This is a genomic window from Ruegeria sp. SAZA006, from assembly GCF_059613465.1.
The window spans coordinates 214,598-227,933 of the sequence record NZ_JBXWSO010000003.1; the positions used below are offsets into that span (position 1 = coordinate 214,598).

Here is a 13,336-nt window from a genome sequence, read left to right on the forward strand (position 1 = left end):
CCCGTTTGATGCGTAGCCGGAGTCGGCTGCGCAGCGCTGGCTTGATACTCTGAGGTCCGGCATGGTCTGCAGAATAACCATCATCGCGTTTGCGACCCTTTACCTGTTGGCGTTGTTTGCGTTCCTGACCGGTACCTTTGGCTGGTTCGGACAGGAACGAGACCCGTTGTCCGGCGTGTTCCTTTTGCCGCTGGGACTGCCCTGGGTACTTGCCGTGGACCTTTTCTCAGAGTCCGCCAAACCGTGGCTCGCGGCAACTGCACCGGTGCTCAACCTGTTGGCACTGGTTTTGATATGCAGATGGGCACGCGGTTTGCGCCAGGAATGAAGGCGGAACTCTTTCCCGCAAAATTGGAGGAAAACATGGGAAAAGTGATCTTGGGGCTTGTGATCGGGCTCATCCTCGGCGTGGTTGGAGCGATGACCTTGGGCGGCGGGGCCGCGATGGGTGTCGGCGTTGCGACAGGCTTGTCCGCCGGTGTGTGCACCACATTGAAGGGAGCCCAGGCCGAGAACCTGATCACCGCCGAGCAAGCAGATCAGATCCTCAATCGCGTGAATTCCGAAATGGCGTCATTGCAAGGAATTGAAACGACTGACGAGATCGTCGGCAGCGCACAGGCTTGCGACGAGTTTCTGGCAGAGTTGCGGGAAGCGCAGTGAGGTTTCTGCTCACCGGAAACATAACATTTACGATAGACCGACAGAGGACCTGCTTATGAAACGCAGTTTTTTGAACCTTCTAACTCCCGCCCTTGCGATCAGCGGAACAGCCGCCCTGGCCATGTCAGACGCCGACGACGCGTGTATCGACCATCTGCGGCAGGTCGGTGGACCGGACGGTCAATCCGGCACGATCGAAAGCTCACAATTCTCGGAAGCCGGCACGCTCGTCATGCTGCGTGACGCGGGCGGAACACTTTGGCGTTGCATTGCGTACAAGGATGGAAGCATCGGCGAGATGTCGGTTGTCGAGGCGATGGATGATGGTGGCGGAGCCATGGACGGCGCTTCCGGGTCTACAGGTAGCCAGCGCGTCAAATTCGATGCCGGGTCCACCGGCGCCGAGCTCGTCGGCCAACTCGCGCCAGGCGCATCGCAGCAATACGTTCTTGGCGCAAAAAACGAACAGTTTCTTTACGTCCGAGTTGCTCCGCAAAATGGCTCTTTGGACTACGTCATTCGCAACCCCGATGGGTCTGAATTGTTGGGATTGATGTCTGCGGACAAGGAGTATCGCGGACAGCTTTGGCAATCCGGAGATCATGTTGTCGAGGTCATCAACCGCAGCAACTCTGCCGTCGACTACAACGTCATTTTTGGAATTGAATAGGGGATCGCCCCGAAACCATGAAACGCATTTCCAAAAAATAGGAAAGCAGATGAACTCCAAGATCCTATTGGTGATCGGCGCGGTCAGTGTCTCTGTGCTTGCAGGATGCGGTGAAAGTGGCGGATCAGTGGAAGCAAGTGCACCAACCGTGGGCAGTTCCAGCGATCTGTCGTCATTTGAAGGCGCAAGAGCGGGTCAGGCTGAAATGGGCATTCAAAGTCTCGGGTTTGAACTCATCCGAAGCGAAGGGCTGACCTCGTACTGGTTCAACAAGGAGACCGGTGCCTGTGCTCGGATCACGACATCTGAGGGAAGATACTCGGACGTAGCGATGCTGCCGTCAGGTGACTGCTGACACGCATTCATCAATCCCAAATCTTCAAAAAGGAGCTTCAACTTGCATTTCGACCTGGCACATGCGGCGATAACCGTTGTCGCCTTGATCATCACCAACCTGGCCTTGAAATCGGCCGGCGTGATCAACGAAGAAAACAAACACCAATGGAACTGGAAAGTTGTTCTGGCCTACTTCGTGGTGGTCTTTATCATCAATCTGGTGTGGCCGATCTAAGGCTTCAGGGCGGCAAGCCAACCGCCGATCTGACCTGGTTACCGTGAACGCGCCTCTCGGCGGGACTGCCGGCAGGAAAAGCGTGAGCATCGCTGGCTGAAAACAGAAAGGAATACGCATGCGGTTTTTGACGTCCCTCATATTCATCGGTGTTCTGGCAACCGCGGCGAATTCTGACGTCACCAGTCGAAACGGTGGCCCAAGCAACAGCCAGATGCTCTCCAAGGGCAGCGATGGAGGCGTCGATGGCGTCGCTTTCTTTCGCCCAGTCCTAAGCGGGGTTTTGTATCGCTCTGGCTTCAAGGGCGGCGACAAGGGTCGAACGGGTCTGAGTGACGCTCAGCGCGAAACACTTTGCGATGAAGGGTTTTCAACCGGGTTTTACGCGGATTTCGGCAAGAACACCGAATACGGCCGCACCAGCTGTGGGAACGGAGCCTTTGACTATCAGAGCGCCAGATCGTCCCGACCTAGCACTGTCATGGCCACCATACACGAGGTGATTGAGAATCCTGGAAAGGGTCCTGTCCTGGTGCACTGTATGTGGGGCGTTCATTCCTCAGGCGCATTGTCGGCAATGGCACTTGTTCAGTTTTGTGGTTGGACGGAAGAAAGGGCCAAGGAATATTGGAATGATGCCCGAAACGGTGCCCCATGTTCGGGCGGGTGTGACCAGTGGATTGACTCGAAATTCTCAAACTTCAGTGTCGACCCCAGTTTGAAGATCTCCGCCGAACAACAGGCCGCGATTTGCCCCAAATGATATCGGGAGGACTATCTAAATGAGGTTCAATCTTCTGGGGTCACTGGCTTTAATTGCACCCACTGCCTTGTGGGCGAGCGACGATGTTCGTGGAGAAGCCACGACATTTGATAGTCCCAATGGTGTTACGGAACGCTGCATTCGGATCGAAAAAGTCCCAACGGGCGCGTATCAAAAACGCGATCTTGAGGAAGAGACAGCCTATTGCGAGATTGATTTCTATGCCCCCGAAATTGCCATTTGCCCCAAAACCTGGAGCACCAGCCCAGGAATGGCCGTCTACGATATTTCGGAAGGACCCTACGTGGGGAACCGTTCCGAGTTTGAGAGAAACGCTTGCAAAGAGGGCAAGTCGGCAAAAGAACTGGCCAAGGGCAGAGTGGCCAAATTCAAATCCACCATGAACCAAAAGGGTACAAGCGGAACGTTTTCCACCTCGTCGCTGCTCTACTACCATTTCTCCAGGTATTTCGACGCGACGGTGAAAATTCCGGTGGCGGTCTGGCGCAGCATGGACGCTCAGGCGCATCTTACCGAGGTTGCAGAGCCCGGCCTTGCGATTTCCGGTGGATCTCATGGCGGGCGCATGAACCATGAAGGCTGGCGGGTCTTCGTGGCTGCGGATGCCAACCCGAACTCATACCAACCGACGGATGATCTGTTCACCGCAGATCGAACGCAGATTTACGGTGTCCTGCTTGGTAGCCCGGGTCATCGCTACGGCTCGGAAATCAACGGCACCCGTAAATCCGGTTGGGGCAAAGGCCAAAATCGCGATTTTCAGGAAACACCCGCTTTCCTGGCCTTGCGGTCGTCAAAACCCTTGCCCGAGGCCATTGCAGAGGGCGTCAGGGAAGGCCGAAAGGATCGGCAGATCAACAAGGACCTTGGGCCCGATGTCAGCGACCAGCAGATGGCATTCTGGATGCAGGAGCTTACCGAGATTGTTCTGCTCGACTTCATCTTCAGCCAGCAGGACCGTGTGGGAAACATTGATTTCACGCCCTACTGGTATTGGGTCGAGGACGGAAAACTCAAACACAAGAAAACGAAGCACCATCAGCCGAATGATGGAGACGTTCCCGCCGATGCGATATTGATCCGTCGCAGCAATCTGAACGACAACGATGCCGGTGGGCGTATCGAATATGCCAACTTCGCGAAATCCACTCAGATGCTGGAGAAAATGCGGCATTTCTCTCCAAACACGTACCGGCGCCTGGTTGCGTTGAACAGTGACCTTCAAACGCAAGGTCCGGTTTACGGCTGGTTGTCACAAAGCTTTGGGCTGTCGGACCGTCAAATTGCGCAGGTCGTCAAAAACACCGCGCTGGCAACATCCATCCTCAAGAGCAATTGTACCAATGGCGATCTGGTGTTTGACTTGGACCCTGTCGCATTCTTTTTGAACAATAATACCGAGGCGGAGGGCCTGGACTGCAATGATCCGTAAGCGTTCGATCACTGTCGCGGCGTTCATTTGGACCGCCGTTCTGGCCAGCAAAGCGGCCGCTTTGGATGTGATCGTCATATCGGATCTGAACGGCAGCTATGGCTCGGTCAAATATGATGCCCGCATCGAAAAGGCGATCAAGCGGATAATCGAGATTGATCCCGATCTGGTGATTTCGACCGGCGATATGGTCGCTGGACAACGCGTCCCCAACTTGTCAGACAAACAGGTCAGAGAGATGTGGAAGGCGTTTCACAAAGCGGTGTCCGACCCGCTGGAGGCTGCCGGAATTCCATTTGCAGTCACGCCGGGAAACCATGATGCCTCGGCCTATCGCGGGTTCGAGCGCGAAAGAAAAATATACGCCGAGGAATGGGGGCCAAGAAAGCCAGACGTCAACTTCCTGATGTCGGATGACTATCCGTTCTTCTACGCGTTTGAAATGCAGGGTGTAACCTTTGCGTCTTTGGATGCCACGACCCTTGGGCCACTATCCGGGGATCAGCAGGACCGACTTGAGCAACTTGGGGCTGGTGGAGACCCGATTGTCACTTTCAGCCACCTCCCGCTGTGGCCTTTCGCGATCCAGCGCGAACGCGAAATCATCGGTGACCCGACGCTTGAAAAAATCTATCTGCAAGGCGGCGTCGTTCTGCATCTGTCTGGCCACCACCATGCTTTTTACCCAGGCTGGAAAGACGGCGTCGCCTATGTCTCGCAAGCTTGCTTGGGCGGTGGCTCGCGGCGGCTTATCGGTGATCGCGCCAGATCACCTCACAGTTTCACGCATGTCACCTTCCAGCCGAACGGAGAGTTTGGGATAGCAGTATATCGAGGGCCGGATTTCGAAAGGTCGGTCGACTTCAAGTCGCTCCCGAAAGAGATCAAATCCCCGAATGCGGTGTTGAAACGTTTAGACCTTGTGAAGTGACTAGAGGCTGAGTTTCAACTCAACTTTTTCAGGGACCAAATCGTTTATCATCTCTTCGATGCGGGCTTCGGAAAGCCCACCCGAAGTAATGAAAAGCAATGAAATTCGAGATTTGCCGGGAACATGGTGTTTTCTGATCAGCTTCCAGCCGGCGTCTGCGGCCATTGCTTCAATGGCGCTGCTGACGTTCAATGAGTGCTCCTCGTCCGAAGCCTTAAGCGATATTTCAACGCCCTTGTTTCGCCCTCCGAGCCAAATGAAACACCAACAGACAACCGCCACCAGTGTGGCCATCAGCGGCAGGCCCAATCCGACAGCAAGCCCAAGAACGGTTACGACGATCAATTCGACAGTGTCTATCGGATCATCCAAATTGGAGCGAAATCTGAGCAATGCGCCGATGCCGAAGATAACGAACCCGATCATTGACCCGTGCTGGACGACCAGGAATCCCACCGCCATGCCGATCAGCGCATAGAGGAAGAAGAGCCTGGGCATTACTATGTCGCCGACACTTCTACGGGCTTTGCGCCGCACCGGATGAAAGACGATCAAGCCGGCCAGAATGATCGTGACCAGCACATCAAGAGAAAAGAAATACAGTTCCTGTTTGCCGCGAAACTGGATCCATCTACGTTCGATCAGAATTTCCGATTCCGATGCCCCGGCAAGCATCGTTGCCGGGTCGATTTGCGACATCGCCGCAGCGGGCAACAGCAGCATCAACAACACAGTCACAAACGGGAAAATCGTATTCAAATCATCGTCCTTCCTGATTGTGCCCAGACAGTACACGTCATCACGCGCAAATCGCGCCCCTTACAAGTCAATCCCAACAAGGAGGATCAGGTAAAGAGTTCAAAGCGCATTCTCCCGACATCGCAGACAAGTTGTGATACGAATGCGATAAAGGGGTGTGTCACACACACGAGAAAATCGAAGGGCAGAAAGCACGTGTTTCCGTCAAAGCCTGAAGTTTCACGGCGCTTCTGCAAATTTGGAAGACCCGCTCTTGCGGCCAGCTTCCTAGCGGCAGCGTTTTTGCCTTGGTCTGGCTCTGCCTATGCAAAAAGTGCTGATCTGGTTCTGGTCGATAGATTCAAGGTGGCGGACAAATCAAAAGGATTTTCCGAACCTTCCGGTTTGTCGCTGTCCAACGCTGAAGGCTTCCTGTGGTCTGTAAGCGACGCTGAGCCCAAACTGCACCTCCTTGGAATCGACGGAGTATTGGGAAACTCCTTCCAGTTGCCGTCTTTGGCCGGATCAGATTTGGAGGGCGTCGCGTCGCGAAGAGATGGGTCGGTTTTGCTCCTTCAGGAAACCGATCGATCGATATTGGTCGTTCAACCAACCGACCCTATCCAACTGACAAGGGTCCCACTTGCCTCCCTCAAGGGGTACCCGGCCGCTGCCGAACTGCTTGTCGGCAACCCACTGAACAAGGGGCCTGAGGGCATCACCGTCGATCCGGACACTGGGCGAGTATTCGTTGTCATTGAAGGACAACCGCGTCTGTTGCTGGTCGTGTCACCGGACCTGACTGAAATTGAGGAAGTCATCCCTTTGGATCGTGGGTCTGGTTTTGTATCGGATCGCGTGAATGACGATGAACTGGATGTAAGCGGTTTGGCTTGGTCCGTGTCAGGTGTGCTGTGGATTCTCAGCGACAAGGGACGCCAGATCTTTTTGTACGATCCAGAGACGAGAAAAGCAGATACGATCGAACTGACGTATATGAAAAACGGAGACCGAAAGGTCGTAAAGCACCCCGAAGGGATCGCCTTGGATGAGGCCAAAGGGCTTCTCTACATCCTCACAGACGATGGCGAGAAGTCGCGCCTGTACGTTTTCAATAACCCTGAGTTTTGATCGCTATTGTACGGAACTCACACCGAAGGGATGACTTAGCCAAGCAAGCCCGCATTGGGTCCAACTTCCTTGATCCGCACCACTCAGAACTGCTCGTTCAGGTCCGCTCCCAGGCCACGTTCTTGGCCGTAGGAGCGTCCCGAGTAAAAAACTGCCGTCAGTTTGGCCAGTTCAGTCGTCTTTCGAAGCGACTAGAAATCAAGGTTTTCCACGCTCAGCGCGTTTTTCTGGATGAATTCACGGCGCGGCTCGACCACATCGCCCATCAGCTTGGTGAACAAGTCATCGGCCTCGACCATGTCATCGACACGCACCTGCAGCAGTGTCCGTGCATCCGGATCCAGCGTAGTTTCCCACAACTGATCGGGGTTCATCTCGCCCAAGCCCTTGTAGCGCTGGAGCGACAGGCCTTTTTCGCCCTCTTCCAAAATGGCGCGCAGCAGATCCAGCGGGCCGTGGATGACCTGCGACCGGTCGCGGCGGACCAATGTGGCCGGCAGGTTGTAGACGTCCTGCAGGCTCTGGGTAAAGCTGCCTGTCTTGCGTGCCTCGCCGGAACGCAGCATCGGACCATCCAGCGTGCGGACTTCCTCGACGCCGCGCAGGATGCGCGCCAGTCGGATACCGTGATCCTGAGTGATCCGGCCCTGCCAGCCGCGCTCGTATTCCAGCGCGATCAAGTCCAGCCGCGCCGCGACCTTGTCGGCCACGCCCTGCAGGTCGGCATCCACCGCCCCGGGCACAAAGGCCCCGGCAACGGCGGCCTGTTCCAAGATGTGACGCGGGTAATGCGTCGGGAAGGCGTCCAATACGCGCTTGAGTTGGCGCGCCTCGTCCACCACACGGGTCAAATCCTGACCCACGATCTCTTCACCCGAGCCCAACTTGAGCACGGCGCCCTCGACACCCTGGTTGATCAGATAGTCGTCAAGCGCTGCCTGATCCTTCAGGTAAACCTCTGACTTTCCTCGTGAAACCTTGTACAGTGGCGGCTGCGCGATGTAGAGATATCCACCCTCGATCAACTCGGGCATCTGACGGTAGAAGAACGTCAGCAACAGGGTCCGGATATGTGCGCCGTCCACGTCGGCATCGGTCATGATGACGATCTTGTGGTAGCGCAGCTTCGAGATGTCGAACTCATCCCGGCCGATACCGGTGCCAAGCGCCATCACAAGGTTGCCGATTTCCTGGCTGGACAGCATCCGGTCAAAGCGCGCACGCTCGACGTTCAGAATCTTGCCGCGCAAAGGCAGAACCGCCTGCGTCAGACGATCGCGACCGGTCTGCGCCGATCCGCCGGCCGAGTCCCCCTCGACCAGGAAAACTTCGCTTTTGGCCGGGTCCTTTTCAGAGCAATCCTTGAGCTTGCCGGCCAGATAGTTGACGTCCATCGCCGTCTTGCGTCGGGTCAGTTCGCGGGCTTTCCTCGCCGCTTCGCGCGCCAAGGCGGCCTCGATGATCTTGCCCACGATGGTCTTGGCCTCGTTGGGGTTCTCCTCGAACCACTCGGCCAGCTTCTCGTTCATCAACCCTTCGACAGCCGGTCGCACTTCCGAGCTGACCAGCTTGTCCTTGGTCTGGCTGGAAAACTTCGGGTCAGGGACCTTGACCGACAGCACGCAGGTCAGGCCTTCGCGCGCATCATCGCCGGTGAAGCTGACCTTTTCCCTTTTCGCGATCCCGCTGGACTGCGCGTAGTTGTTGATCGTGCGGGTCAGCGCTCCACGAAAGCCAGCGACATGCGTGCCGCCATCCCGCTGGGGGATGTTGTTGGTAAATGGCAGGACGGTTTCGTGATAGCTGTCGTTCCACCACATCGCGATCTCGACCCCGATATCGTCGCGCTCGCCCTTGATATAAATGGGCTCGGGCATGGCCGGAGTTTTCGACCGGTCGAGGTATTTCACGAATTCCTTGACGCCGCCCTCGTAGAACAGTTCTGTCTCAAGCCGCTCGGCCGGACGCTCGTCAATCAGGATGATCCGCACGCCCGAGTTCAGGAAGGCCAGTTCGCGCAACCGCTTCTCCAGCGTCTCAAACGCATACTCAAGGTTCGAGAACGTATTGGTCGAAGCCAGGAACCGCACCTCGGTTCCGGTCCGGTCGCCGCATTCGCCGACCACTTTCAGATGCTCCGAGGTTTCGCCGCCTTCAAACCGGGCGAAATGCTCTTTGCCGTTCCGCCAGATGCGCAGCTCCAGCCAATCGGACAGGGCGTTCACCACCGACACACCCACGCCGTGCAGGCCGCCCGACACCTTGTACGAGTTCGAGTCGAATTTCCCGCCGGCGTGCAGTTGGGTCATGATGACCTCGGCCGCCGAGACACCTTCTTCGGGGTGGATGTCCACCGGAATCCCGCGGCCATTGTCGCTGACCGAGACGCTGGAATCTGCGTGAATCTTGACAGTCACATGGTCGGCGTGACCGGCCAGAGCCTCGTCAATGCCGTTGTCCACGACCTCGTACACCATGTGGTGCAGACCGGACCCGTCGTCGGTGTCGCCGATATACATTCCGGGGCGTTTGCGGACAGCCTCCAACCCCTTGAGAACCTTGATGGAATCTGCGCCGTATTCCTGATTTGCCTGTGCGTCTTCGGACATGCCGTCAGTACCTATATTATTTTGGTAAGTTATACGTTCTCTGGTGGGGAATGTCACGTCATCCCCCCAGATTTTGTGCCGGTTCTTTCGGGCGCGGGCCGAGCGGCTCGGCCGACCTCAGACGGTCACAATCTATCCAGATCGGCGGCGATATCAGCGGCGATTTGGCGGGCATCGACATCGCCGCGCTCGGCCGACAGGCGCAGGCCCAACAAGTCGGACTGGTAGCGCGCCGCCAGCCGTTTGGGATCATGGTCGGCACCGATCTGCCCCCGCGCCTGCGCCTGCCGGAACAGATCGGCGAAACAGGTTTTCATCCGTGACAGATGGGCTGCAGCCAGTTGCGCCAGATCGTGGTCCTTTGCGCTCAACTCGGCATAGGTCTTGGCCAGCATGCAGGCCTTTGCGGGCGCGTTGGCAGCCTCGACAACCAAACGCGGCTGGGTCTTGAGCGCACCCAGCGGCCCCGACTCCCGGGCCAGAGCCTCAAGCCGCGCGATACCTTCATCCGCATAGCGTTCCAGCGTCAGGGCATACAAGGCGTCCTTGGACCCGAAGGCGGCGTAAAAGCTGCCTGGCTTCAACTTCAGCGCACGCTCGAGATCCTTCAGGGACGTGCCCGCCCAGCCCTGACGCCAGAACAGGTCTCGGGCCTGCGCGATCAGCGCGTCACGGTCATAGGCAGGTTTGCGGGGCATGTGATCACCAATTCTTGAACGATTACTCAAATATATACTTGAGTGATCGCTCAATAAAGCCTATTTCGGACTCAGCCGCCAGAAAAGGAGACCCAAAATGGCCGATTTTCCCTCGCATGACCTGAACACCGCCCCTGAAGGCTCGAAACCCCTGCTCGAGAAATCGCAGGCCGCGTTCGGCCGCCTGCCGGGCCTGCACAAGGTCATGGCCGAAAGCCCTCAGCACCTGGAGGCCTACCAGGTTCTGCACCACCTGTTCCTGCAGACCGATTTCGACAATGACGAGAAAACCGTCGTCTGGCAGACCATCAACGTCGAAAATGAATGCCACTATTGCGTTCCGGCGCATACCGGCATCGCCAAGATGATGAAGGTGTCCGACGAGATCACCGAAGCGCTGCGCAATGAAACCCCGCTGCCCACGCCCAAGCTCGAGGCGCTGAGGACGTTCACGCTGCAGGTGATGAACCAGCGTGGCAATGTCACCGACGCGCAGTTGCAGGCGTTCTTCGATGCGGGTTATTCGCACCGCGCCGTTCTGGACGTGATCCTGGGCCTGGCGCAGAAAACCATGTCGAACTACGTCAACCACATGGCCCAGACGCCGGTTGACGAGGTGATGCGCCCCTTCCTATGGGAACGCAAGGTCAGCGAGCCGGCCTGATCCGCTCAGGCGGGGGTGACGGTTGAGCCGTCACCCGCGTCATTGACCACGAATGACTGCGCCCGGTCGCCCAGTTCGGCGAACAGCTCGGGGCCTGTTCCGGTCATCCAGGCCTGCGCCCCCAGCGCGCAGATTTCATCATACAGCGCCGCCCGGCGGTCCGCGTCCAGATGGGCCGCCACCTCGTCCAGCAAAAGAATCGGCGGTGCCCCGACCTGCGCGGCCAACGCCCTCGCATTGGACAGAATCAGCGACACCAGCAGCGCCTTCTGCTCTCCGGTCGAACACTCACTGGCAGCAACGCCTTTGGCGGCAAAAACCCCGTACAGATCCGAACGGTGCGGCCCAACCAATGTGCGCCCCGCCGACAGGTCGCGGAACCGGCTTTCGGCCAGCGCCTCCAACAGATCCTGCGCGCTTTCGGGCATGTCCCCTTCAGACTGAACAAGTTCCAGTTCCGCCGAGGGAAAGGCGGTCTCGGCTTGCTCCTGCGCCGCGCGCAATTGCGCCAGAGCGCTTAGTCGCGCAGTATGAATGCGATGCCCGGTTTCCGCCATCTGGGCCTCGAGCGCGGCGTACCAATGCGCGTCGCGCACCTGCTCTTTCAGCAGGCGGTTCCGTTCGCGCATGGCTTTCTCATAGGTCAACGCGGCCTCTGCGTGGCTTGGGTCGAAACTCAGCGTCACCCGGTCCAGAAACCGCCGCCGGCCTTCGGCGCCTTCGATCCAAAGCCGGTCCATTGCGGGCATCAGCCAGACGACGCGCGCCAGCTTGCCCAGATCGATCTGGCTGGCTGTCTTTCCGTCGATCCGAACCTGCCGCGCCGCGCCCCCCTCGGACCAGGTTTCGATCTCGGACCGGCGGCCCTGAACGTCCAGCAACCCGCTCAGCTTCCAGCCCAGCGCCTCGGGCCGGCGCGTCATCTCGGCGGCGCTGGCCCGGCGCATGCCGCGGCCGGGCGAAAACAAGGATACCGCCTCGAGGATATTGGTCTTGCCGGCCCCGTTCGGCCCGTACAGAGCCACCGGCCGCCCGTCCAGCGCCATGCGCGCCAGCTTATGCGACCGAAAATGCGAGACCGTCAATTCGGTCAGGGCCAAAGCCATGCCCCCTCCCTTCATCCTTGCACAAACACGCGCGCCGGACGCATCCCGCGCTCGCGCGATCAGACGCGCATCGGCATCACGACATAGACCGCGCTCTGGTCATTGCCTTCGCGCATAAGGGTCGGATCGCCCGCCGAATTGAACAGGAACACCGCGTTCTCGCGGTCCACCTGGCTCGCGATTTCCAGCAGGTACTTGGCGTTGAACCCGATTTCCAGCCGTTCGTCGCCATAGGCCACGGCCAGTTCCTCCTCGGCCGCGCCGCTGTCGGGCGCATTCACCGACAGGACCAGCTTGTCGCCGTCCAGCTGCAGCTTCACCGCACGGGACCGCTCGGACGACACGGTGGCCACCCGGTCGACAGCCTGGGCGAACTCGGCCGCGTCCACTTCCATCTTGCGGGTGTTGTTCTGGGGAATCACGCGAGTGTAGTCGGGGAAGGTCCCGTCGATCACCTTCGAGGTCAGCGTGATGTCGGGTGTGGCAAAGCGCACCTTGGTTTCGCTGACCGACACCGCGATGTCCATGTCGTCATCTTCCAGCAGCTTGCGCAGCTCGCCCACCGTTTTGCGCGGCACGATCACGCCCGGCATGTCCTCGGCCCCCGCCGGAAGATCGGCGTCAATCCGGGCCAGGCGGTGGCCGTCGGTGGCCACGCAGCGCAGAACCTTGCCGCCTTCGGGGCCATCGGCCACATGCATGTAGACGCCGTTCAGGTAATACCGCGTCTCTTCGGTCGAGATGGCGAATTTCGACTTGTCGAACAGCCGCCGCAGCAGGGCCGCCGAAGCGGTGAAGTTCGACTGGTATTCCGAGGACGCCATCACAGGGAAATCCTCTTTCGGCAGGGTCGCCAGCGAGAAGTTCGACCGCCCCGCCTCGACCGTCAGCCGGCCAGCCGCGCTGTCGGCCGTCAGCGTGACCAGCGCGCCATCGGGCAGCTTGCGCACGATCTCGTGCAGGGTCGTTGCTGCGACCGTGGTTGCGCCGGCCTTCTCGACCTGCGCGGGGGCCTTGTCGACCACCTCGATATCCAGATCGGTCGCGCGGAACAGAACCTGATCGCCCTCGGCCTCGATCAGCACGTTGGCCAGGATTGGAATCGTGTTGCGGCGTTCCACAACGGATTGGGCCTGCGAAACGGCCTTGAGCAGCGTGCCGCGTTCGATGCTGATCTTCATACCCTCAATTCCTCTGATTTGAGTGCTTACATGGGCGGGACTGGCAAGTTAGCGGTTCAGCCCTGAGGCACAAGGATTTTTTACCGATTTCTGGGTCGGAACGCGCAAACCGTCAAGGTCCCGAGCAGCCCTGCGCCCCAGTTCCGTGGAAATCGTGG

Annotated in this window: 14 protein-coding genes; 9 read left to right on the plus strand and 5 right to left on the minus strand. The window is 58.3% G+C overall.

Annotated elements, in window-relative coordinates; all coding sequences use genetic code 11:
- Positions 1-243: 243 nt before the first annotated feature.
- From AC2FNZ_RS02005 to AC2FNZ_RS02035, 7 genes are all read left to right on the plus strand, one after another.
- Positions 244-663, plus strand: coding sequence for a hypothetical protein (locus AC2FNZ_RS02005; protein WP_480803173.1), 420 nt, complete (start codon positions 244-246; stop codon positions 661-663).
- Between the two features lie 55 nt (positions 664-718).
- On the plus strand, positions 719-1,333 hold the full coding sequence (locus AC2FNZ_RS02010; protein WP_496832093.1) for a hypothetical protein: 615 nt from the start codon (positions 719-721) through the stop codon (positions 1,331-1,333).
- Between the two features lie 49 nt (positions 1,334-1,382).
- Positions 1,383-1,688, plus strand: a complete 306-nt coding sequence (locus tag AC2FNZ_RS02015) for a hypothetical protein (protein ID WP_093963599.1) — start codon at positions 1,383-1,385, stop codon at positions 1,686-1,688.
- Between the two features lie 42 nt (positions 1,689-1,730).
- Positions 1,731-1,904, plus strand: a complete 174-nt coding sequence (locus AC2FNZ_RS02020) for a hypothetical protein (RefSeq protein WP_170359951.1) — start codon at positions 1,731-1,733, stop codon at positions 1,902-1,904.
- 118 nt (positions 1,905-2,022) lie between these two features.
- Positions 2,023-2,667, plus strand: coding sequence for a hypothetical protein (locus tag AC2FNZ_RS02025; protein ID WP_496839370.1), 645 nt, complete (start codon positions 2,023-2,025; stop codon positions 2,665-2,667).
- Positions 2,668-2,686: 19 nt separating this feature from the next.
- Positions 2,687-4,120, plus strand: a complete 1,434-nt coding sequence (locus AC2FNZ_RS02030; RefSeq protein WP_496839371.1) for a hypothetical protein — start codon at positions 2,687-2,689, stop codon at positions 4,118-4,120.
- Positions 4,110-5,051 (plus strand): metallophosphoesterase family protein, encoded by a 942-nt coding sequence (locus tag AC2FNZ_RS02035; protein ID WP_496839372.1) that lies wholly within the window; start codon positions 4,110-4,112, stop codon positions 5,049-5,051. Before AC2FNZ_RS02030 ends, AC2FNZ_RS02035 begins: the two co-directional genes overlap by 11 nt.
- Here the strand turns inward: AC2FNZ_RS02035 and AC2FNZ_RS02040 are convergent, their stop codons facing one another.
- Positions 5,052-5,810, minus strand: a complete 759-nt coding sequence (locus AC2FNZ_RS02040) for a DUF4956 domain-containing protein (protein WP_496832101.1) — start codon at positions 5,808-5,810, stop codon at positions 5,052-5,054.
- Between the two features lie 195 nt (positions 5,811-6,005).
- Between AC2FNZ_RS02040 and AC2FNZ_RS02045 the strand changes: the two genes are divergently transcribed.
- Complete coding sequence (locus tag AC2FNZ_RS02045) at positions 6,006-6,920, plus strand: SdiA-regulated domain-containing protein (RefSeq protein WP_496839373.1); 915 nt, start codon at positions 6,006-6,008, stop codon at positions 6,918-6,920.
- Positions 6,921-7,111: 191 nt separating this feature from the next.
- Here AC2FNZ_RS02045 and gyrB read toward each other — a convergent pair whose 3' ends face one another.
- Positions 7,112-9,529 carry a DNA topoisomerase (ATP-hydrolyzing) subunit B gene (gyrB, locus tag AC2FNZ_RS02050; RefSeq protein WP_093963605.1) on the minus strand — a complete coding sequence of 806 codons (2,418 nt, stop codon included), beginning with the start codon at positions 9,527-9,529 and terminating at the stop codon, positions 7,112-7,114.
- 125 nt (positions 9,530-9,654) lie between these two features.
- Complete coding sequence (locus tag AC2FNZ_RS02055) at positions 9,655-10,227, minus strand: TetR/AcrR family transcriptional regulator (RefSeq protein ID WP_093963606.1); 573 nt, start codon at positions 10,225-10,227, stop codon at positions 9,655-9,657.
- Between the two features lie 97 nt (positions 10,228-10,324).
- On the opposite strand from AC2FNZ_RS02055, the gene AC2FNZ_RS02060 reads away from it, so the two are divergent.
- Entirely contained in the window at positions 10,325-10,891 is a 567-nt protein-coding gene (locus AC2FNZ_RS02060; protein WP_496839374.1) for a carboxymuconolactone decarboxylase family protein, read from the plus strand.
- Between the two features lie 5 nt (positions 10,892-10,896).
- Here AC2FNZ_RS02060 and recF read toward each other — a convergent pair whose 3' ends face one another.
- Together recF and dnaN are read right to left on the minus strand one after the other, a co-directional pair.
- A complete protein-coding gene (gene recF, locus AC2FNZ_RS02065; RefSeq protein WP_176432468.1) occupies positions 10,897-11,997 on the minus strand; it encodes a DNA replication/repair protein RecF in 1,101 nt (366 codons plus the stop codon).
- Positions 11,998-12,056: 59 nt separating this feature from the next.
- Positions 12,057-13,178 (minus strand): DNA polymerase III subunit beta, encoded by a 1,122-nt coding sequence (dnaN, locus tag AC2FNZ_RS02070; RefSeq protein WP_093963609.1) that lies wholly within the window; start codon positions 13,176-13,178, stop codon positions 12,057-12,059.
- Between the last annotated feature and the right edge of the window lie 158 nt (positions 13,179-13,336).